This window comes from Pseudomonas sp. SbOxS1 (assembly GCF_013416725.1).
Lineage (GTDB): Bacteria > Pseudomonadota > Gammaproteobacteria > Pseudomonadales > Pseudomonadaceae > Aquipseudomonas.
The window spans coordinates 323,373-343,290 of the sequence record NZ_JAAVXC010000002.1 but is presented as its reverse complement, the minus strand read 5'-3'; the positions used below and the strand labels follow the sequence as shown (position 1 = coordinate 343,290).

The 19,918-nt window shown below is 61.5% G+C and carries 18 protein-coding genes; 7 read left to right on the top strand and 11 right to left on the bottom strand.

Going from position 1 to position 19,918, the window contains the following annotated elements; translation table 11 throughout:
• Window positions 1-109: 109 nt before the first annotated feature.
• The 3 genes from rho to HFK74_RS02485 all read right to left on the bottom strand — a co-directional run bounded on the left by rho (window position 110) and on the right by HFK74_RS02485 (window position 2,776).
• Window positions 110-1,369, bottom strand: coding sequence for a transcription termination factor Rho (gene rho, locus HFK74_RS02495; protein WP_003206716.1), 1,260 nt, complete (start codon window positions 1,367-1,369; stop codon window positions 110-112).
• A 248-nt stretch (window positions 1,370-1,617) separates the two neighbouring features.
• Window positions 1,618-1,947, bottom strand: a complete 330-nt coding sequence (gene trxA, locus HFK74_RS02490; RefSeq protein ID WP_003206727.1) for a thioredoxin TrxA — start codon at window positions 1,945-1,947, stop codon at window positions 1,618-1,620.
• A 121-nt stretch (window positions 1,948-2,068) separates the two neighbouring features.
• Window positions 2,069-2,776: a FadR/GntR family transcriptional regulator gene (locus tag HFK74_RS02485; protein WP_180202207.1), complete on the bottom strand. Its 708-nt coding sequence runs from the start codon at window positions 2,774-2,776 to the stop codon at window positions 2,069-2,071.
• A 256-nt stretch (window positions 2,777-3,032) separates the two neighbouring features.
• Here HFK74_RS02485 and HFK74_RS02480 point away from each other — a divergent pair, with 256 nt between their 5' ends.
• The 5 genes from HFK74_RS02480 (at window position 3,033) to ppx (ending at window position 7,568) form a co-directional block, all read left to right on the top strand.
• A complete protein-coding gene (locus tag HFK74_RS02480; protein WP_180202206.1) occupies window positions 3,033-3,818 on the top strand; it encodes a transporter substrate-binding domain-containing protein in 786 nt (261 codons plus the stop codon).
• A gap of 22 nt (window positions 3,819-3,840) precedes the next feature.
• The gene (locus HFK74_RS02475) at window positions 3,841-4,509 is read left to right on the top strand and encodes an amino acid ABC transporter permease (protein ID WP_180202205.1); all 669 of its coding nucleotides are present in this window, start codon (window positions 3,841-3,843) and stop codon (window positions 4,507-4,509) included.
• Window positions 4,506-5,156 (top strand): amino acid ABC transporter permease, encoded by a 651-nt coding sequence (locus HFK74_RS02470; RefSeq protein ID WP_180202204.1) that lies wholly within the window; start codon window positions 4,506-4,508, stop codon window positions 5,154-5,156. The genes HFK74_RS02475 and HFK74_RS02470 overlap by 4 nt, the downstream gene beginning before the upstream one ends.
• Entirely contained in the window at window positions 5,143-5,880 is a 738-nt protein-coding gene (locus HFK74_RS02465; protein WP_180202203.1) for an amino acid ABC transporter ATP-binding protein, read from the top strand. The genes HFK74_RS02470 and HFK74_RS02465 overlap by 14 nt, the downstream gene beginning before the upstream one ends.
• A 185-nt stretch (window positions 5,881-6,065) precedes the next feature.
• Window positions 6,066-7,568, top strand: a complete 1,503-nt coding sequence (ppx, locus tag HFK74_RS02460) for an exopolyphosphatase (protein WP_180202474.1) — start codon at window positions 6,066-6,068, stop codon at window positions 7,566-7,568.
• A gap of 168 nt (window positions 7,569-7,736) precedes the next feature.
• On the opposite strand, the gene ppk1 is transcribed toward ppx, so the two are convergent.
• On the bottom strand, window positions 7,737-9,959 hold the full coding sequence (gene ppk1 / locus HFK74_RS02455; protein ID WP_180202202.1) for a polyphosphate kinase 1: 2,223 nt from the start codon (window positions 9,957-9,959) through the stop codon (window positions 7,737-7,739).
• 18 nt (window positions 9,960-9,977) lie between these two features.
• Entirely contained in the window at window positions 9,978-10,991 is a 1,014-nt protein-coding gene (gene hemB / locus HFK74_RS02450) for a porphobilinogen synthase (RefSeq protein WP_180202201.1), read from the bottom strand.
• A 205-nt stretch (window positions 10,992-11,196) separates the two neighbouring features.
• Here hemB and HFK74_RS02445 point away from each other — a divergent pair, with 205 nt between their 5' ends.
• Window positions 11,197-11,829 (top strand): DedA family protein, encoded by a 633-nt coding sequence (locus HFK74_RS02445; protein ID WP_180202200.1) that lies wholly within the window; start codon window positions 11,197-11,199, stop codon window positions 11,827-11,829.
• On the opposite strand, the gene HFK74_RS02440 is transcribed toward HFK74_RS02445, so the two are convergent.
• Window positions 11,810-13,045, bottom strand: a complete 1,236-nt coding sequence (locus HFK74_RS02440; RefSeq protein WP_180202199.1) for a sterol desaturase family protein — start codon at window positions 13,043-13,045, stop codon at window positions 11,810-11,812. The genes HFK74_RS02445 and HFK74_RS02440 overlap by 20 nt on opposite strands.
• A 115-nt stretch (window positions 13,046-13,160) precedes the next feature.
• On the opposite strand from HFK74_RS02440, the gene elbB reads away from it, so the two are divergent.
• Window positions 13,161-13,829 (top strand): isoprenoid biosynthesis glyoxalase ElbB, encoded by a 669-nt coding sequence (gene elbB / locus HFK74_RS02435; protein ID WP_180202198.1) that lies wholly within the window; start codon window positions 13,161-13,163, stop codon window positions 13,827-13,829.
• A 122-nt stretch (window positions 13,830-13,951) separates the two neighbouring features.
• Here the strand turns inward: elbB and HFK74_RS02430 are convergent, their stop codons facing one another.
• From HFK74_RS02430 to HFK74_RS02410, 5 genes are all read right to left on the bottom strand, one after another.
• The gene (locus HFK74_RS02430; RefSeq protein WP_180202197.1) at window positions 13,952-14,407 is read right to left on the bottom strand and encodes a YaiI/YqxD family protein; all 456 of its coding nucleotides are present in this window, start codon (window positions 14,405-14,407) and stop codon (window positions 13,952-13,954) included.
• Window positions 14,408-14,513: 106 nt separating this feature from the next.
• The gene (locus tag HFK74_RS02425) at window positions 14,514-16,409 is read right to left on the bottom strand and encodes an FTR1 family protein (RefSeq protein ID WP_180202196.1); all 1,896 of its coding nucleotides are present in this window, start codon (window positions 16,407-16,409) and stop codon (window positions 14,514-14,516) included.
• A 139-nt stretch (window positions 16,410-16,548) separates the two neighbouring features.
• Complete coding sequence (locus tag HFK74_RS02420; protein WP_180202195.1) at window positions 16,549-17,181, bottom strand: LysE family transporter; 633 nt, start codon at window positions 17,179-17,181, stop codon at window positions 16,549-16,551.
• Between the two features lie 210 nt (window positions 17,182-17,391).
• Window positions 17,392-17,973 carry a mechanosensitive ion channel family protein gene (locus HFK74_RS02415; protein ID WP_180202194.1) on the bottom strand — a complete coding sequence of 194 codons (582 nt, stop codon included), beginning with the start codon at window positions 17,971-17,973 and terminating at the stop codon, window positions 17,392-17,394.
• The gene (locus HFK74_RS02410; RefSeq protein ID WP_180202193.1) at window positions 17,973-19,883 is read right to left on the bottom strand and encodes an ATP-binding cassette domain-containing protein; all 1,911 of its coding nucleotides are present in this window, start codon (window positions 19,881-19,883) and stop codon (window positions 17,973-17,975) included. Before HFK74_RS02410 ends, HFK74_RS02415 begins: the two co-directional genes overlap by 1 nt.
• Window positions 19,884-19,918: the final 35 nt, after the last annotated feature.

Sequence of the window (19,918 nt, the reverse complement as noted above, 5' to 3'; positions counted from 1 at the left end):
GGTGGGCAGTTTAGCGCCGAACCCCTCTATTCAGAACCACGAACTACCGGTTGAGCAAAATTCAGATAGCAAAAAGCCGGGTTTCCCCGGCTTTTGCTGGTCTATCGACTTACTTGCGCTTCATCGACAGGAAGAACTCATCGTTGGTCTTGGTCGTTTTCAGCTTGTCGACCAGGAACTCGATGGCAGCCACTTCGTCCATCGGGTGCAGCAGCTTGCGCAGGATCCACATGCGCTGCAGCTCGTCGTCGGCGGTCAGCAACTCTTCGCGACGGGTACCCGAACGGTTGATGTTGATGGCCGGGAACACACGCTTTTCAGCGATGCGGCGATCCAGAGGCAGTTCCATGTTGCCGGTGCCTTTGAATTCCTCGTAGATCACTTCGTCCATCTTCGAGCCGGTTTCAACCAGCGCGGTGGCGATGATGGTCAGCGAGCCGCCTTCTTCGATGTTCCGCGCGGCGCCGAAGAAACGCTTCGGTTTCTCCAGGGCGTGGGCATCGACACCACCGGTCAATACCTTGCCGGAACTCGGGATCACGGTGTTGTAGGCACGGGCCAGACGGGTGATGGAGTCGAGCAAGATCACCACGTCCTTCTTGTGTTCGACCAGGCGCTTGGCCTTCTCGATCACCATTTCGGCAACCTGCACGTGGCGGGTTGGCGGCTCGTCGAACGTCGAGGCAACCACTTCGCCGCGCACGGTGCGCTGCATCTCGGTTACTTCTTCCGGACGTTCGTCGATCAGCAATACGATCAGATGAACTTCAGGATTGTTACGCGCGATGTTCGCCGCAATGTTCTGCAGCATGATCGTCTTACCGGCTTTCGGCGGTGCAACGATCAGACCGCGCTGGCCTTTACCGATCGGGGCGCACAGGTCGATGACTCGACCGGTCAAGTCTTCGGTGGAACCGTTACCGGCTTCCATCTTCATGCGCACTGTCGGGAACAGCGGGGTCAGGTTCTCGAAGAGAATCTTGTTTTTCGCGTTTTCCGGACGGTCGAAGTTGATCGTGTCGACCTTGAGCAGCGCGAAATAACGCTCGCCTTCCTTCGGAGGGCGGATCTTGCCAACGATGGTGTCACCGGTGCGCAAGTTGAAGCGACGGATCTGGCTCGGCGAGACGTAGATATCGTCTGGGCCGGCGAGATAGGAGGCGTCTGCAGAGCGGAGGAAGCCGAAGCCGTCCTGGAGAATCTCCAGCACGCCATCACCGGAGATTTCCTCGCCGCTTTTCGCGTGCTTTTTCAGCAGGGAGAAAATCACGTCCTGCTTGCGCGAACGGGCCATATTTTCTATGCCCATCTGTTCGGCCAATTCGAGCAGTTCGGTAATCGGCTTTTGCTTGAGTTCAGTCAGATTCATATAGGAATGACGTAATCATTTATGGAGGGGGGAAATTAAGCTTTTGGCTTAATGAGGCCGCGCCGCGGAGAAGGCGACAGGATCGCGTACTTATTCGAAAAGGAGAGCGTCGGCGACGGCTAGCAGGGGGCACTGGAGAAACCAGCGCGGGGCCGAATGTAACACCTGAGTTTCGGAGCGTCTAGCCCTCTACAACGAAAAAAGCCCCGCTAATTGCGGGGCCTTTTTCTGACACGCTGTAACGACGCTTAGATGTTGGCGTCGAGGAAAGCCGCCAGTTGCGACTTCGACAGTGCGCCGACCTTGGTCGCTTCAACGTTGCCGTTCTTGAACAGCATCAGCGTAGGGATACCACGCACGCCGTGCTTGGCGGGGGTTTCCTGGTTTTCGTCGATGTTCAGCTTGGCAACGGTCAGCTTGCCTTTGTAAGTCTCTGCAATTTCGTCCAGGACAGGAGCGATCATTTTGCAAGGGCCGCACCACTCAGCCCAGTAGTCGACCAGTACAGCGCCTTCAGCCTTGAGTACGTCGGCCTCGAAGCTAGCGTCGCTAACGTGTTTGATAAGATCGCTGCTCATGGAATTCTCCAGGGTTGTAAGCAAAAAAACGTGGCCCATCATAACGGCCCTTCCCTCGTTCAGGAAGGTGCAGATGATTGAGTCTCGCTATGGTGTTACATGAGTTTGGGTATAGCCCAGGTCACGCCGTGGCGGGAGCGACGAACGCAATTCCTGTGCGCAGCGCCGCGTTGCGCACGTGTTCATGCATGGCCTTTTGCGCAGCCCCCGAGGCCCGGCGCGCCAGCGCGCGCAGGATCTTGCGGTGTTCCTGCCAGGTTTCCATGGCCCGCTCGGCCCGGATGAACGGTAGCTTCTGGCTTTCCAGGAAGATGTCGGCGCTGGCCGTCAGGATGCTCAGCATCGCCTGGTTGCCGCTGGCCAGCAAAATGCGCCGGTGGAATTCAAAGTCCAGGCGGGCCGCCGCTTCGAAGTCGCCCCGCTTGAGCTCGTCGCGCATGGCGGCGACGTTATCTTCCAGTGCATCGAGCTCATCGATGCTCAAGGTCACGGCCGCCAGCCCCGCAGCGAAGCCCTCCAGCGCATAACGCAACTGGAAGATATCCAGGGGCGAAGCCTGTGCCGCGAACGGCCACCCGGGTGCCGCCTCGCCTCGGGGCAGCTCCACGGGCGCCTGCACGAACACACCCTTACCCGGCTGGATACTGATGACACCCAGGGCGCTGAGCGAGGATAACGCCTCGCGCAACGATGCCCGACTGACACCCAATTGCACGGCCAGGTCCCGTTGCGAGGGCAAGGCATCCCCCGGCCCGAAACCCTGTTCGGTGATCAGTTTGCGGATGGCTTGCAGCGCCACTTCAGGTACGGCGCGAGAGATCGAATTCATGGTTTTCCAGTCGAACCAGGCCAATGTGCGATCAGTTGTAAAGCTATTCGCCGCGCCCGGCAAGTCGTGCCCCATGGGGGTTCGATTGCTTTCACGGTTGCGCCATCGGGGTGCGAAAGGTTACCTGACTGTTCAGACCAGTAAGACCGTGCGACGCCAGCAAAACCGCGGCCTGGCGCCCCGAAGCCGGCATGTTGGCATGGCCCGTGCTCTGTCGATCCGCAGAAATCACTTCTCGAAGATCCGGAGACTTGCCATGACCCAGCGTTACAGCGCCCTCCTCGCTGCCTTGTTCACCAGCCTCGTGCTGTGTCAGGCCCCCGCCCACGCCGACGCCCTGGAAGATGTGGTCAAGCGCGGCGTCCTCAAGGTCGCCGTACCGCAGGACTTCCCGCCCTTCGGCTCGGTCGGCCCGGACATGAAGCCCCGCGGCCTGGACATCGACACCGCCAAACTGCTGGCCGACCAGCTCAAGGTCAAGCTTGAACTGACCCCGGTCAACAGCACCAACCGCATCCCGTTCCTCACCACCGGCAAGGTCGACCTGGTGATCTCCAGCCTGGGCAAGAACCCCGAGCGGGAAAAAGTCATCGACTTCTCCCGCGCCTATGCGCCGTTCTATCTCGCCGTGTTCGGTCCGCCAGACGCCGACATCAAGAGCCTGGACGACCTCAAGGGCAAAACCATCAGCGTCACCCGTGGCGCCATCGAAGACATCGAACTGACCAAGGTCGCCCCCGAAGGCGTGACCATCAAGCGTTTCGAAGACAACAACTCGACCATCGCCGCGTACCTGGCCGGGCAAGTGGACCTGATCGCCAGCGGCAACGTGGTGATGGTCGCGATCAGCGAGAAGAGCCCCAAACGCGTGCCGGCGCTGAAAGTGAAGCTCAAGGACTCGCCCGTCTACGTGGGCGTGAACAAGAACGAGCCGGCGCTGCTGGACAAGGTCAACCAGATCCTCGTGACCGCCAAGAGCGACGGCGCGCTGGAGAAAAATGCCCTGGCCTGGTTGAAAGAACCGCTGCCGGCCGACCTCTGATCCGGCGCGCAGGAGACACGCTATGGCTTATCAGTTCGATTTCTTGCCGGTGGTGCACAACACCGACCTGTTGCTGCGCGGCGCGTTGTTCACCCTTGAACTGACGGCCATCGGCGCAGTGCTGGGGGTGGGCCTGGGCATCGTCGGGGCGCTGGTGCGGGCATGGAACATCCGCCCCTTCGCCGGGATTTTCGCGGTCTACGTGGAGTTGATCCGCAACACGCCGTTCCTGGTGCAGTTGTTTTTCATCTTCTTCGGCCTGCCGTCACTGGGCGTGCAGATTTCCGAATGGCAGGCAGCGGTGCTGGCGATGGTGATCAATCTGGGGGCCTACTCGACCGAGATCATCCGTGCCGGCGTCCAGGCGATCCCGCGAGGCCAGCTGGAAGCCGCGGCGGCACTGGCGATGACGCGCTTCGAAGCCTTCCGCCACGTGGTGCTGCTGCCGGCGCTGGGCAAGGTCTGGCCGGCCCTGAGCAGCCAGATCATCATCGTCATGCTCGGCTCGGCGGTCTGTTCGCAGATCGCCACCGAAGAGCTGAGCTTCGCCGCCAACTTCATCCAGTCGCGCAACTTCCGCGCCTTTGAAACCTATGCCCTGACCACGCTGCTCTATCTGTGCATGGCCTTGTTGATCCGCCAGTTGCTGAACTGGATCGGCCACCGGTTCATCGCAAGGAGCAGCCGATGAGCGATTTCACCTTCTGGGACATCGTGCGCAACCTGCTCACGGGCCTGCAATGGACTCTGGCGCTGTCGCTGGTGGCGTTCGTGGGCGGTGGGCTGATCGGCTTGTTGATCATGCTGATGCGCCTCTCGAACAAACCCCTGCCGCGCAGCTTTTCCCGCACCTACATCGAACTGTTCCAGGGCACGCCGCTGTTGATGCAGCTGTTCCTGGTGTTCTTCGGGGTGGCGCTGGCCGGGGTGGAGATTTCGCCCTGGGCCGCCGCGGCAATCGCCTTGACGTTGTTCACCAGTGCCTATCTGGCAGAGATCTGGCGCGGTTGCGTCGAGTCGATCCCCCACGGCCAGTGGGAAGCCTCGTCGAGCCTGGCGCTGAACCCCCTGGAACAACTGCGCTACGTGATTTTGCCGCAAGCGCTGCGCATCGCCGTGGCGCCGACCGTGGGTTTCTCGGTGCAAGTGGTCAAGGGCACTGCCGTGACCTCGATCATCGGCTTCACCGAACTGACCAAGACCGGCGGCATGCTGGCCAACGCCACCTTCGAGCCTTTCATGGTCTACGGCCTGGTCGCCCTCGGCTACTTCCTGCTCTGCTACCCCTTGTCCCTCAGTGCGCGCTACCTGGAAAGGAGACTGCATGCCTCTGCTTAGAATTTCCGCCCTGCATAAATACTATGGCGACCACCATGTGCTCAAAGGCATCGACCTGAGTGTCGAGCAAGGCCAGGTGGTGGCGATCATCGGCCGCAGCGGCTCGGGCAAGTCGACCTTGCTGCGCACCCTCAACGGCCTGGAATCGATCAACGATGGCGTCATCGAAGTCGACGGCGAATACCTCGACGCCGCCCGCGCCGACCTGCGCAGCCTGCGGCAGAAAGTCGGGATGGTGTTCCAGCAGTTCAACCTGTTCCCGCACCTGACGGTCGGCGAGAACGTGATGCTTGCGCCTCAAGTGGTGCAGAAAGTGCCGAAAACCAAGGCTGCCGAACTGGCGCGGCAGATGCTGGAACGGGTCGGGCTGGGGGAGAAGTTCGACGCCTTCCCCGATCGACTGTCCGGCGGGCAGCAACAGCGGGTGGCGATTGCCCGCGCGCTGGCCATGTCGCCCAAGGTATTGCTGTGCGACGAAATCACCTCGGCGCTCGACCCGGAGCTGGTCAACGAAGTGCTGAGCGTGGTTCGCCAACTGGCCAAGGAAGGCATGACGCTGATCATGGTCACCCATGAAATGCGTTTTGCCCGGGAGGTTGGGGACAAGTTGGTGTTCATGCACCAGGGGTTGGTGCATGAGGTGGGGGATCCGAAGGAGTTGTTCGCCAATCCGCGGACGGTGGAGCTGGCGAATTTCATTGGAACGGTTGAGGCGGCCGGGTGAAGTGATCGTTCCCACGCTCCGCGTGGGAATGCAGCCAGGGACGCTCTGCGTCCCAAAAGCGGACGCGGAGCGTCCGTTGAGGCATTCCCACGCAGAGCGTGGGAACGATCGGCTTTGAACACAACGCGTTGGCGCCAGCCTGTGATCGTGGCACGATGTCGAGGTTATCGACCGAGACCCTGACCATGCCGCAATCCCAAGCCAAGAATCTGTCCCTGATCGCCGCAATCGACCTGGGCTCCAACAGCTTTCACATGGTCGTGGCCAAGGCCCAGAACGGCGAAATCCGCATTCTCGAACGTCTCGGGGAGAAGGTTCAGCTGGCCGCCGGTATCGACGACGAACGCCACCTCAGCGAAGAATCGATGCAACGCGGGCTCGATTGCCTCAAGCGTTTTGCCCAACTGATCAACGGTATGCCTACGGGCGCCGTGCGGATCGTCGGCACCAACGCCCTGCGTGAAGCCCGTAACCGCAACGAATTCATCCACCGAGCCGAAGAAATCCTCGGCCACCCGGTGGAAGTCATCTCCGGCCGTGAAGAAGCGCGCCTGATCTATCTCGGCGTGTCCCACACCCTCGCCGACACCCCGGGCAAACGCCTGGTGGCCGACATCGGCGGCGGCAGTACCGAATTCATCATCGGTCAGCGCTTCGAGCCCTTGTTGCGCGAAAGCCTGCAGATGGGTTGCGTCAGCTACACCCAGCGTTACTTCAAGGACGGCAAGATCACCCCGGCCCGTTACGCCCAGGCGTATACGGCAGCACGGCTGGAGATCATGAGCATCGAACACGCCCTGCACCGCCTGACCTGGGATGAAGCCATCGGCTCCTCGGGCACCATCCGCGCCATCGGCCTGGCGCTGAAGGCCGGCGGCCACGGCAGCGGCGAAGTGAATGCCGAAGGCCTGTCCTGGCTCAAGCGCAAGCTGATCAAACTGGGCGATGTCGAGAAAATCGACTTCGAAGGCATCAAGCCGGACCGACGGGCGATTTTCCCGGCAGGCCTGGCCATCCTCGAAGCCATCTTCGATTCCCTTGAACTGCAACGCATGGACCACTGTGAAGGCGCGTTGCGCGAAGGCGTGCTCTATGACCTGCTGGGTCGTCATCATCACGAAGACGTGCGTGAACGCACCCTGACCTCGCTGATGGAGCGTTATCACGTCGACCTGGAACAGGCAGTGCGAGTCGAACGCAAAGCCCTGCATGCCTTCGATCAGGTGGCCAAGGACTGGGACCTGGAAGACGGCGTCTGGCGCGAACTGCTCGGCTGGGCGGCCAAGGTGCATGAAGTGGGCCTGGACATCGCCCACTATCAGTACCACAAGCACGGCGCCTACCTGATCGAGCACTCGGACCTGGCCGGCTTCTCCCGCGAGGACCAGCTGATGCTCGCACTGCTGGTTCGCGGTCACCGCCGTAACATTCCCAAGGACAAGTTCGCCGAATTCGGCGATGACGGTATCAAGCTGATTCGCCTGTGCGTGCTGCTGCGCTTCGCGATCCTGTTCCATCACATCCGCGGCACCCAGCAAATGCCCCAGGTGGAACTGAACGCCAATGGCAACAGCCTGGAAGTAGTGTTCCCGGAGCACTGGCTGGAAGACAACCAACTGACCCAGGCCGACTTCGAGATCGAAGCGCAGTGGCTCACGCGCGTGGATACCGTACTGACCGCTCGATAAACAACCTATCGCCGCAAAACGGCCCCTGTAGGAGCCGGCTTGCCGGCGAAGGCGTCATCGAGCCTTGTGTCGAAATCGAGGACGCCTTCGCTGGCAAGCCAGCTCCTACAGGGTGGAAACAAAAATGGCGATCCGCAGGGATCGCCATTTTTTTACCTCGTGCCGGTGTTACCGAACCGTCAGGATCGGGCTACCCAACCGCTCCAGCAATGTAGCCTGGGCGCTGCGCGGGTTCTGGTTGCCGGTCGGCGTGTTACGGATGTAACGACCGTCCGACTGCAGGCTCCAGCTGTGGGTGTTATCGGTGAGGTACAACTCCAGCTCTTTCTTGACCCGCATGATCAGCTTCTTGCCTTCCACCGGGAAGCAAGTCTCGACGCGCTTGTCGAGGTTGCGCTCCATCCAGTCGGCGCTGGAGAGGAACATCTGCTCATCGCCGCCATTGAGGAAGTAGAAGACCCGGGTGTGTTCCAGGAAGCGACCGATGATCGAGCGCACATGGATGTTGTGCGAAACCCCGGCGATGCCCGGCCGCAGGCAGCACATGCCACGCACCACCAGGTCGATGCGCACGCCAGACTGGCTGGCCTTGTACAGCGCACGGATGATCTTCGGATCGGTCAGCGAGTTGAACTTGGCGATGATGTGCGCCGGTTTGCCGTCGAGGGCGAACTGGGTTTCGCGGGCAATCATGTCGAGCATGCCCTTTTTCAGGGTAAACGGCGCATGCAGCAGCTTCTTCATGCGCAGCGTCTTGCCCATGCCGATCAACTGGCTGAACAGTTTGCCCACGTCTTCGCACAGGGCGTCGTCGGAGGTCAGCAGGCTGTAGTCGGTGTACAGGCGGGCGTTGCCGGCGTGGTAGTTACCCGTGCCCAAGTGCGCGTAACGCACGATCTCACCCGCTTCGCGGCGCAGGATCAGCATCATCTTGGCGTGGGTCTTGAAGCCGACCACACCGTAGATCACCACCGCACCGGCCGCTTGCAGGCGGCTGGCCAGTTGCAGGTTGGATTCTTCATCGAACCGCGCGCGCAATTCGATCACCGCGGTGACTTCCTTGCCGTTACGCGCCGCGTCCACCAACGCATCGACGATTTCCGAGTTGGCGCCGGAGCGATACAGGGTTTGGCGCACCGCCAGCACATGCGGGTCCTTGGCGGCCTGGCGCAGCAGGTCGACCACTGGAGTGAATGACTCGAACGGGTGCAGCAACAGGATGTCCTGCTTGCTGATCACGCTGAAGATGTTCTCGCTGTTTTGCAGCAGTTTCGGGATCTGCGGGGTAAACGGCAGGTACTGCAGCTCGCGCTGGCTGTCCAGGCCGGTGATGCTAAACAGACGCGTCAGGTTCACCGGACCGTTGACCTGATACAGCTCGGTCTCGCTCAGGTTGAATTGCTTGAGCAGGTAGTCGGACAGGTGTTTCGGGCAGGTATCGGCGACCTCCAGGCGCACCGCGTCGCCATAACGGCGGGAGAACAGTTCACCGCGCAAGGCACGCGCCAGGTCTTCGACGTCTTCGGAGTCCAGCGCCAGGTCGGCGTTTCGGGTCAGGCGGAACTGGTAGCAGCCCTTGACCTTCATGCCCTGGAACAGGTCATCGGCGTGGGCGTGGATCATCGACGACAGGAACACATAGTTGTCGCCAGCGCCGCCGACTTCTTCCGGCACCTTGATGATGCGCGGCAGCAGGCGCGGTGCCGGGATGATCGCCAGGCCGGAGTCGCGACCGAAGGCATCGATGCCTTCGAGCTCGACGATGAAGTTCAGGCTCTTGTTGACCAGCAACGGGAACGGGTGCGTCGGGTCGAGGCCGATCGGGGTGATGATCGGGGCGATTTCGTCGCGGAAGTAGCGCCGGACCCAGGTCTTGAGCTTGGTCGTCCAGTTGCGGCGACGGATGAAGCGGACCTGATGTTTTTCCAGTTCCGGCAGCAGAATGTCGTTGAGGATCGCGTACTGGCGGTCAACATGACCGTGTACCAGCTCACTGATGCGGGCCAGGGCCTGGTGCGGTTGCAAGCCATCGGCACCGGCCTGTTCCCGGGCAAAGGTGATCTGCTTCTTGAGGCCGGCGACACGAATCTCGAAGAACTCGTCCAGGTTGCTGGAGAAGATCAGCAGGAACTTCAGCCGCTCCAGCAGCGGGTAGGACTCGTCCAGTGCCTGTTCCAGCACGCGGATATTGAACTGCAGTTGCGACAGCTCACGGTGGATGTACAGGCTGCTGTCATCCAGGCCGGGAATGGCAATCGCCGGCGCTGCCACAGCAGTCTCGATGACCGCCGCGGGCGGAGCTGGCTCCAGCTCCGGCGGGGTCTCGTCGACTTGCTCCACCACAGGTTGAGCGTCTTTTACGGCAACTTCAGTGAGTACTTCGGTATTCATCGAATGTTCCTGGGAGGGCTATTGTTGCTCTCGTAACAATTGAGCAGCACGAACGGCGAAATATGTCAGGATGCCATCAGCGCCTGCACGTTTAAAAGCGGTCAGGGATTCGAGGATAACCCCTTCGCTCAACCAGCCATTCTGGATCGCCGCCATGTGCATGGCGTATTCGCCACTGACTTGATAAACAAAGGTCGGCACTTTGAATTCTTCTTTGACCCGGCAGAGGATGTCCAGATAGGGCATGCCTGGCTTCACCATGACCATGTCTGCGCCTTCTGACAAGTCAGCCGCCACTTCGTGCAGGGCTTCGTTGCTGTTGGCCGGGTCCATCTGATAGGAGGCCTTGTTGGCCTTACCCAGGTTCAGCGCCGAACCGACCGCATCGCGGAACGGGCCGTAATAGGCACTGGCGTACTTCGCCGAGTAGGCCATGATCCGCACGTTGACGTGACCGGCCACTTCGAGGGCCTCGCGGATCGCCTGGATGCGACCGTCCATCATGTCCGAAGGTGCAACCACCTGGGCGCCCGCTTCGGCATGGGACAGGGCTTGCCTGACCAGTGCGTCGACGGTGATGTCGTTCTGCACATAGCCTTCTTCGTCGAGAATGCCGTCCTGGCCGTGGGTGGTGAACGGGTCCAGGGCGACGTCGGTGATCACCCCCAGCTCAGGGAACTGCGCACGCAGCGCGCGGGTGGCACGCTGGGCAATGCCTTCGGGGTTCCAGGCTTCGGCGCCATCCAGCGACTTGAGCCCTGGCGGCGTCACCGGGAACAGCGCCAGCGCCGGAATCCCCAGCTCGACCCACTTGGCCGCTTCTTCGAGCAACAGATCGATGGTCAGGCGTTCGACGCCCGGCATCGAGGCCACCGCCTCGCGACGGTTTTCACCGTCCAGCACAAACACCGGCAGGATCAGGTCATCGACGGTCAACACGTTTTCACGGACCAGTCGACGGGAAAAATCGTCACGGCGGTTGCGGCGCAGGCGGGTTGCAGGGAATAAACGGTTGGCGGGGGTAAAGCTCACGGCAGACTCCTGAGCCCGCAGGCGTGCGAGCGTGACAGTTATAAGCGGCCATTATGACGAAGGTATTACAGTTGTGTGCACCCTGTGACAGGTAGCCGCATTCCATTGTCCTTGTAGGAAATGTTCACGTCGAGACACATTTGGACACTTTCCTGAATGTGTACGAAGGGTTAGGCTGCGCGTTCATTTCGCCAGCACCCAGACAATGCTCCAACAATTCCTGCATGACTTCGGCTACTTTGCGCTTTTCCTAGGCACGTTCTTCGAAGGCGAAACCATCCTGGTGCTCGCGGGCTTCCTCGCGTTCCGTGGATACATGGACATCAACCTGGTGGTGGTCGTGGCGTTCTTCGGCAGCTATGCCGGCGATCAGCTGTGGTACTTCCTGGGACGCAAGCACGGGCGCAAGTTGCTGGCGCGCAAACCGCGCTGGCAGTTGATGGGTGACCGGGCGCTGGAGCACATCCGCAAGCATCCGGACATCTGGGTCCTGAGCTTCCGCTTTGTCTACGGCCTGCGCACCGTGATGCCGGTGGCGATCGGCCTGTCGGGCTATCCGCCGGGCCGTTACTTGCTGCTCAACGGGATTGGCGCGGCGATCTGGGCCACCGCCCTGGCGGCGGCGGCCTATCACTTCGGCGCGGTACTGGAAGGGATGCTTGGCAGCATCAAGAAGTACGAACTGTGGGTGCTCGGTGCCCTGCTCGTCCTCGGACTGGGCCTGTGGCTGCGCCGCCGGTTCAAGAATGCTCGCCTGGCCAAGCAGATCTATGCCGACGAGCAAGCCCTGAAAGCCCAACAGCACAATACCGGCAACCCTAAGACGCCAGTCGAGTAAACCGGTTTCTGCAGCAGTAAAGCCCGATACCGCTGATCAGACTGTAACTGAGCAGGCCGACCCAGCCCACCGCGCTGGCCGGCCACAGCCCCACCAGCGGCGCCAGCCATACCAGCGGCACATTCGATGCCAGGCGCAGCAACTCCAGCTTCAGCGCCCACGGGCGATTCTCCAGGGCCACGCCCAATACGAACAGGCCCAGCGCCACAGCCCCCCAGCCCAACACCAACGCAGCCGTCGACAGACTGGGCGCAAAGTTCATCAAATAGCTGCCCAGTGCGACGTAGACGCAGAACTGCAGCAGCACGTAGAGCTGCTGACGCCCGTCCAGCGGCACTTCGAATTTACGGAACTGGCTCAGGTCCGGCTTGTTCATCGGGTACCTGGCCGCCACGTCCGCCGGCCGCCAGCCGGTGCGCATGAACCAGATCCGCAGCTTGTCCCAGGTGCTTTCGGCACGACGCGCATCCGCCCACAACTGGGCGTAGAACTGTACGTTGGCCCATACCGGGTTCCAGCTCGCCAGCGGCGTGGTCACGCCGAAAATCACCGGTTCGTTGTCGTCCTCTTCCTGGAACGAGCCGAATAGACGGTCCCAAATAATGAACACGCCGCCGTAGTTGCGATCCATGTAGAGAGCGTTCTGTGCATGGTGAGCCCGATGATTGGATGGCGTGACGAAAAACCACTCGAACCAGCCGAGCTTGGGAATGTGCCGGGTATGCACCCAGAACTGGTACAGCAGGTTCAGCGCCGCGACGCTGACGAACACCAGCAACGGTACGCCGACGACAGCCATGGGCAGGTAGAAGATCCAGCTCAGCAGGAACCCGGTACTGGTCTGGCGCAGGGCGGTGGAGAGGTTGTAGTCCTCGCTCTGGTGATGCACCGAATGCGCGGCCCAGAGGATGTTGCGCTCGTGGCCCATGCGGTGCAGCCAGTAGTAGCAGAAATCGTAGAGGACAAAGGCGAACACCCAGGTCCAGGCGCTGTCAGCCGAGAGCTCGAACAGTGCCAGGTGCTTGAGGGCGAACGCATAGGTCACCAACCCCACGCCCTTGGTCAAAAGGCCCGTGGTGGTCGACAGCACGCCGGTGCTGATGCTGTTGATCGCGTCCGCCAGCCGATAGTTGCTGACCCCGCGCCAACGGTCGGCCAGCAGCTCGACCGCGATCAGCACAAAGAAAAACGGCACCGCATACAGAATGAAGTCCATGACGCGCCCTGATGGGAATCTTGAGGACAGATCCTATGTGTAGCCTCGAATTATCCCTATGGCAACGAGTGACAAATTAGTGGACATTTAACGCCATGAATCTGGAGAAAAGCCCATGAGCAAAAAAGTTGCAGTGATCCTTTCCGGTTGTGGCGTATACGACGGCGCCGAAATTTACGAAAGCGTGGTGACCCTGCTGCGCCTGGACCAGCGTGGCGCGCAGGTGCAGTGTTTTGCACCGAATATCGCGCAGCTGCACGTGATCAATCACCTGACCGGCGAAGAAATGCCCGAGTCGCGCAATGTGCTGGTGGAGTCCGCCCGAATTGCCCGTGGCGAGGTCAAGGACATCCGCGAGGCCGACGCCGAGGAATTCGATGCGCTGATCATTCCCGGCGGCTTCGGCTCGGCCAAGAACCTTTCCAACTTCGCCATCGAAGGTACCGCCTGCACCGTTCAGCCGGACGTCCTGGCCTTGACCGAAGCCTTTGCCGAGGCCGGCAAACCGGTCGGCCTGATCTGCATCTCGCCTGCCCTGGCGGCGAAAATCTATGGGCCCGGCGTGACGTGCACCATCGGCAACGACGCACAAACGGCAGCGGCCCTGAACAAGATGGGCGCCACCCACATGGAGTGTGCCGTGAGCGATATCGTCGAAGACAAGGCACGCAAACTGGTGAGCACTCCGGCGTACATGCTGGCCGGGAGCATCAGTGAGGCGGCGTCTGGCATCAACAAACTGGTCGACCGCGTGCTCGAACTGACCCACGAAAACGACGCCTGACACTGAAACCCGAACCCGATCGTTCCCATGCTCCGCGTGGGAATGCCTCACCGGACGCTCTGCGTCCGCTTTAGGGACGCGGAGCGTCCCTGGCTGCATTCCCACGCAGAGCGTGGGAACGATCAGCGTGAGCGGGAAAGACGAGTGAGTATCCGGTCCAGCGCATTGGCAAACGCCTGCTTTTCCCGCTCGCCAAAGGGTGCCGGCCCGCCACTCATCTGCCCCTGTTCACGCAAGTCGGTGAACAGGTTGCGCACGGCCAGCCGATCGCCCATGTTCTGCGCGTCAAACTCCTTACCCCTCGGGTCCAGCGCGGCAACGCCTTTTTTCACCAGCCGGTCGGCCAGCGGCACATCGCTACAGATCACCAGCTCACCAGGCACCGCGTGTTCCACGAGGTAATCGTCGGCCGCATCAGGGCCACTTGGCACCACAATCAGTTTCACCAGCGCCAGGCCAGGCTTGCTCTGCGGCTGGCCGGCCACCAGCACCACCTCGAACTGGCGCTTGAGGGCGAACTTCACCACCAGATCCTTGGCCGCCCGGGGGCAGGCGTCGGCATCAATCCATACGCGCATGTTTTTTTCCCCTCTAAAAAGCTTCGCGAGCAGGCTCGCTCCCACAGGTTATACGCAAATCCTGTGGGAGCGAGCCTGCTCGCGAATATGAGCGAAGCGAATGCTTTTAAGCCGTAACCCGCTGCTTCTCGGCCATACGACTACGCCCATACAGCACAACGATCGCCAGTATCGCCACCGCCTGCGCACTCAACGAATACGCATCCGCATGAATCCCCAACCAATCGAACTCAAAGAATGGCACCGGCCGCGTGCCGAAGATCCCGGCTTCCTGCAACGCCTTCACGCCATGCCCGGCGAACACCACCGACAAGGCACAAAGCAAACCGGCGTTGATGCTGAAGAACAGCGCCAGCGGCAGTTTCGCCGAGCCGCGCAGGATCACCCAGGCCAGGCCGACCAGCAGCACCAGCGCCGTCGCACCACCGGCCAGCACGGCGTCATGGCCCGCAGGCCCGGCCTGCAACCACAGGGTTTCGTAGAACAGGATCACTTCGAACAGTTCGCGATACACCGAGAAGAACGCCAGGATCGCAAAACCGAAACGCCCACCACCGCCCACCAGGCTGCTCTTGATGTAATCCTGCCAGGCCGCGGCATGACGACGGTCGTGCATCCACACACCGAGCCACAACACCATGACGCTGGCGAACAGCGCCGTTGCGCCTTCCAGCAACTCACGCTGCGAGCCGCTGACATCGATCACATACGCCGCCAGTGCCCAGGTGCCCAGACCGGCCAGCAGCGCCAGGCCCCAACCGACGTTGACACTGCGTACCGCCGATTGCTGGCCAGTGTTACGCAGGAAGGCAAGGATCGCCGCCAGCACCAAAATCGCTTCCAGGCCTTCGCGCAGCAGAATCAACAGCCCGGAAATGTAGCTCAACGACCAGCTCAGACCATCGCTGCCCAACAAATCGGCAGACGTCTTCAATTTGGCCTTGGCCGCCTCCAAGCGCTGCTCGACCTGGTCTACCGACAAGCCATCCTGCAACGACTGCCGGTAAGCCATCAGCGACTTCTCAGTGTCCTTGCGCACGGTGGCATCGACGTTGTCCAGGGAGCTTTCGACCAGTTCGAAGCCTTCCAGGTACGCCGCTACCGACAGGTCATAGGCCTGATCGTGATCGCCCGCGCGGTAAGCCGCGACGCTCTTGTCCAGGGTGCTGGCGGTGTAGTCGAGCAACTGCGCCGGGCCACGCTTGGCCTGCGGCGGCTGGGCCCGTTGCGCGCGGAAAGTCGCGGCGGCCTGCGGGCCGTCGGTGGCCTGCACTTCGGCCGGGGTCTGACGAGCCAGATCGGCAATGTTGTAGATCTTGTCGCTGCTGGCGGTCTGCGGATCGGCACTGAAGCTGGCGACATAGGTTGCCAGGTCCCAACGCTGACGATCATCCAGCTGATCGCCGAAAGCCGGCATGTCGGTGCCTTCGACCCCCAGGCCTACCGTGTTGTAGATCGCGTAGAGGCTCAGGTGGTCCAGGCGCGCGTTATCACGCAAGTTAGCTGGCGGCGGGGTCAGCCCCACACCCGCCGGGCCGTCGCCAGCGCCTGCATCGCCGTGACACACAGAGCAATGCTGGGCGTACAGTGGCGCGCCGCGGGTCGGGTCCGGGGTGATGATCGGGGCCTGGCTGACTTCATAGGCCACGGCCAGTTTTGCGCCAAGCTGCCGAGCCTGACGGGCGACGTCCGCACCGTCCTGGCGTGCGGTGATCGCCTCGCGCAGCTGACTGATGCCCTGCTCCAGCCCGGCCTTTTCCGGTTTGGCCGGCATGCCGGCAATCAAGCCTTGCAACGCCTGGGTGAATTCCAGCTGTTCACGGTATTCGGATTCGTTGACGACCTTGCCTGCCTGCACCGCTTGCGGGTAGTCCGCGCCGATGTAATCAAGCAAGTGCAGCGCCTGCGGTGCGCCTTCCACGGTGTCGGCCAGCAGATTGAAACTGCACAGGGCAAACACTGGCGCTATCAGCCAGGCCAGGAATCGGGACGGGGCAATCATGAATGAATCTCAATTGGAAACACGAAGTAACATATTGTTCCCTCCCAATCACTTTCACTCAAGCTTTGTCGTAGATTGCGCGACAGGCCTTAAACGAAAAAGGCGACCTGAAGAGGTCGCCTTTTTCGTGCCTGATGGTTTAAACCGCGACTTTACGCAGGGTGGCCATGAACGCCGCCGCGCCGATGAACAGTCCGGCAAAGGTCCGGTTCATGCGCCTTTGCTGTTTCGGTGTGCGCAACATACGCAGCACCTTGGAAGCCAGCCCGGTGTAACCGGCCATGACGATCAGGTCCACGCAGACCATGGTGACACCGATGATCACGTACTGGATCAGCAGTGGTGCGTGCGGATCAATGAACTGCGGCAGCACCGCCAGCATGAACACCAACGCCTTGGGGTTGCTGATGTTTACCAGAAAGCCTCGGAACACCAGGGCCATCGGCTTGCCAATCTGCCGGACCGCCGCGTCATCGCTCATGTCGCTGGGCAGTGCACGCCACTGTTTGATGGCGAGAAAAACCAGGTAGGCCACGCCGAACCATTTGATCGCATAGAAGGCGGTGGCGGATGCCGTGAGAATCGCGCCGACACCGGCGCCGACAATCGCAATCTGCACTGCAAGGCCCAATTGCAGGCCCAGGGCGTTCCAGTAACCGCGCCAGAAACCGTATTGCAGACCACTGGACATCGACGCAATGGCGCCGGCACCGGGAGACAGGCTGATCACCCAGCAGGCGGCAAAAAACGCCAGCCATGTTTGAAGCTCCATTGCACACCTCGACTCAGACTCGTGACAGATGTCTAAGCTAATGCGGCTTTGGGCTGGTGACTACCGATTTTTTTGCAGGATATTGCGGTTGCCGACCAGCGTTGTATGCCTTTAGGGCCCCTTCGCGAGCAGGCTCGCTCCCACAGTTGATCGAGTGCACCTGTGGGAGCGAGCCTGCTCGCGATGGCAATAGATCAGGCAACAGAAGTCTTACTTTTCAAACCCGCTGGAAGGGAATACATCCGTCCCCCGCCAACGCCGCACCGAGCGCTGAAAGAACAAGCTGTTAGGCACCTGCACCATCGCGCTACCAGTACCCAGCTCTTCCGCCTCGATCAGCGTGGTGTACAGCAGATTGATCGCCACCACCCGGCCTTTGACGCCGGGCTTGTCGGTGGTGTCCACCAACTCGACCACATCACCCAGGCGAAACGGCCCGACGGTGAAGATCAGGATCGCGCACAACAGGTTGGAGAGGACGCTCCACATGGCGAAAAACGCCACCGCCGCCACCGCGACGAACCCCGACAGCGCCGTCCAGAGCACGGTGGCCGAAACCCCCAGGCGCTCCAGCACGAAGATCAGCGCACTGCCCATGATCAGCCAACGCAGGCCGCCGCGCAGCGGCATCAGCAATTGTGGCGGGAACGGGTAACGCTCACCGAGGCGGGTCAGGCACTTGGCAACGAAGCGTTGGGCGATGTAACCGGCCAGCAGGATCAGCAGGATTTGCACGCCGAGCCAGATCGGCTCGACCCACATCGCCGGCAGCGGCAGCTTGAAGGCCTCCATCAGGAGAGCGCCTCCAGCTCCGCCTGCATGCTTTCCAGCAGTTCCAGGGCTTCCATCCAGGCTTCTTCGAGCTGCGCTTCACGCACCTTCAACTTGGCCTGCTCAGCCAGCAGATCGCGCAATTCATTCTTGCGCAACGGCTCGTAGATGTCGCTGTCGCCCAGGCTGGCATCGATCTTCGCCAGTTTCTCGTGCAGCTTGCCCAACTCGGCTTCGAGCTTGTCAGCCTCGCGCTTGTGCGGCGCCAGTTGCTGACGCAACGCCGCGGCCGCCTGACGCTGGGCTTTCTTGTCGGTCTTGTCCGGATTGACCGGGGTGTTGCTGACCGGGGCGTTGCGCTGGCGATACTCCACCAGCCAGCGGGTGTAGTCCTCAAGGTCGCCGTCGAACTCTTCGACCTTGCCGTCCGCCACCAGGTAGAAGTTGTCGGTGGTGCTTTTGAGCAAATGGCGATCGTGGGAGACCACCAGTACCGCACCACTGAATTCCTGCAGGGCCATGGTCAGCGCCAGGCGCATTTCCAGGTCCAGGTGGTTGGTCGGTTCGTCGAGCAGCAGCAGGTTCGGCCGGTCCCAGGCGATCAACGCCAGCGCCAGGCGCGCCTTTTCGCCACCGGAGAAATTCAGCACCGGCTCGTCGATCCGCGCGCCGCGGAAGTCGAAACCACCGAGGAAGTCGCGCAGGGTCTGTTCGCGCTCGGTCGGCGCCAGGCGCTGCAAGTGCAGCAACGGGCTGGCCTTGGCATCCAGGGAATCGAGCTGATGCTGGGCGAAGTAGCCGACGACGGTGTTCTCGCCACGGGTCAAGCGGCCGGCCAGCGGCGAGAGCTCGCCAGCAAGGTTTTTGATCAGGGTCGATTTACCGGCGCCGTTCGGGCCGAGCAAGCCGATGCGCGCGCCGGGGGTCAGTTGCAGCTTGACCTTCTCCAGCACGGTTTTCTCTCCGTAGCCCAGGCGGGCATCGGACAGGTCGATCAGCGGGCTGGAAATCTTCTGCGATTCGCGGAAGACGAAGTCGAACGGCGAGTCGACGTGCGCCGCGGTCAGCTCTTCCATCCGCTCCAGGGCCTTGATCCGGCTCTGGGCCTGGCGGGCCTTGGTGGCCTGGGCCTTGAAGCGGGCGATGTAGCTTTCCATGTGCGCACGTTGCGCCTGCTGCTTCTCGTAGGCCTGCTGTTGCTGGGCCAGGCGTTCGGCACGGGCACGCTCGAAGGCGCTGTAGCCACCGCGATAGAGAGTGATCTTGCGCTGATCGACGTGGGCCACGTGATCGACCACGGCATCGAGGAAGTCCCGGTCGTGGGAAATCAGCATCAGGGTGCCGGGATAGCTCTTGAGCCATTCTTCGAGCCAGATGATGGCGTCGAGGTCCAGGTGGTTGGTCGGTTCGTCGAGCAACAGCAGGTCCGAAGGACACATCAAGGCCTGCGCCAGGTTCAGGCGCATCCGCCAGCCACCGGAGAAATCGCCGACCTGGCGATCCATCTGCTCGTTGGTGAAGCCCAAGCCTGCCAGCAGCTTGCGCGCCCGTGCGTCGGCGGTGTAGCCGTCGGCGCTATCGAGCTCGGAGTAGTAGCGGGCCTGTGCGGCACCGTCATGGGCCGCTTCGGCTGCCGCCAGGTCGCGTTGCACCTGGCGCAGGCGCAGGTCGCCATCGAGCACGTAGTCGACCGCCAGGCGTTCGAGCGTGTCGACCTCCTGGCGCATGTGGGCGATACGCCAGTCGGCCGGCAGGAAGCAATCACCCGAGTCAGGGTGCAGTTCGCCCCTGAGCAAGGCGAACAGGCTCGATTTGCCGGCGCCGTTGGCACCGATGAGGCCGGCTTTCTGGCCGGCGTGCAGGGTTAGCTCGGCGTCTTCTAGCAGACGTTGCGGGCCACGCTGTAAAGTCAGGTTCTGAAGTCGAATCATAATGGCGGCGGAGTCTACCAGCTTCGCTCGCAACT

Excerpts from the sequence above, each read along its gene's own strand:
- rho (WP_003206716.1), bottom strand. The coding sequence starts at position 1,369 with ATGAATCTGACTGAACTCAAGCAAAAGCCGATTACCGAACTGCTCGAA.
- trxA (WP_003206727.1), bottom strand. The coding sequence starts at position 1,947 with ATGAGCAGCGATCTTATCAAACACGTTAGCGACGCTAGCTTCGAGGCC.
- HFK74_RS02485 (WP_180202207.1), bottom strand. The coding sequence starts at position 2,776 with ATGAATTCGATCTCTCGCGCCGTACCTGAAGTGGCGCTGCAAGCCATC.
- HFK74_RS02480 (WP_180202206.1), top strand. The coding sequence starts at position 3,033 with ATGACCCAGCGTTACAGCGCCCTCCTCGCTGCCTTGTTCACCAGCCTC.
- HFK74_RS02475 (WP_180202205.1), top strand. The coding sequence starts at position 3,841 with ATGGCTTATCAGTTCGATTTCTTGCCGGTGGTGCACAACACCGACCTG.
- HFK74_RS02470 (WP_180202204.1), top strand. The coding sequence starts at position 4,506 with ATGAGCGATTTCACCTTCTGGGACATCGTGCGCAACCTGCTCACGGGC.
- HFK74_RS02465 (WP_180202203.1), top strand. The coding sequence starts at position 5,143 with ATGCCTCTGCTTAGAATTTCCGCCCTGCATAAATACTATGGCGACCAC.
- ppx (WP_180202474.1), top strand. The coding sequence starts at position 6,066 with ATGCCGCAATCCCAAGCCAAGAATCTGTCCCTGATCGCCGCAATCGAC.
- ppk1 (WP_180202202.1), bottom strand. The coding sequence starts at position 9,959 with ATGAATACCGAAGTACTCACTGAAGTTGCCGTAAAAGACGCTCAACCT.
- HFK74_RS02445 (WP_180202200.1), top strand. The coding sequence starts at position 11,197 with ATGCTCCAACAATTCCTGCATGACTTCGGCTACTTTGCGCTTTTCCTA.
- HFK74_RS02440 (WP_180202199.1), bottom strand. The coding sequence starts at position 13,045 with ATGGACTTCATTCTGTATGCGGTGCCGTTTTTCTTTGTGCTGATCGCG.
- elbB (WP_180202198.1), top strand. The coding sequence starts at position 13,161 with ATGAGCAAAAAAGTTGCAGTGATCCTTTCCGGTTGTGGCGTATACGAC.
- HFK74_RS02430 (WP_180202197.1), bottom strand. The coding sequence starts at position 14,407 with ATGCGCGTATGGATTGATGCCGACGCCTGCCCCCGGGCGGCCAAGGAT.
- HFK74_RS02425 (WP_180202196.1), bottom strand. The coding sequence starts at position 16,409 with ATGATTGCCCCGTCCCGATTCCTGGCCTGGCTGATAGCGCCAGTGTTT.
- HFK74_RS02420 (WP_180202195.1), bottom strand. The coding sequence starts at position 17,181 with ATGGAGCTTCAAACATGGCTGGCGTTTTTTGCCGCCTGCTGGGTGATC.
- HFK74_RS02415 (WP_180202194.1), bottom strand. The coding sequence starts at position 17,973 with ATGGAGGCCTTCAAGCTGCCGCTGCCGGCGATGTGGGTCGAGCCGATC.
- HFK74_RS02410 (WP_180202193.1), bottom strand. The coding sequence starts at position 19,883 with ATGATTCGACTTCAGAACCTGACTTTACAGCGTGGCCCGCAACGTCTG.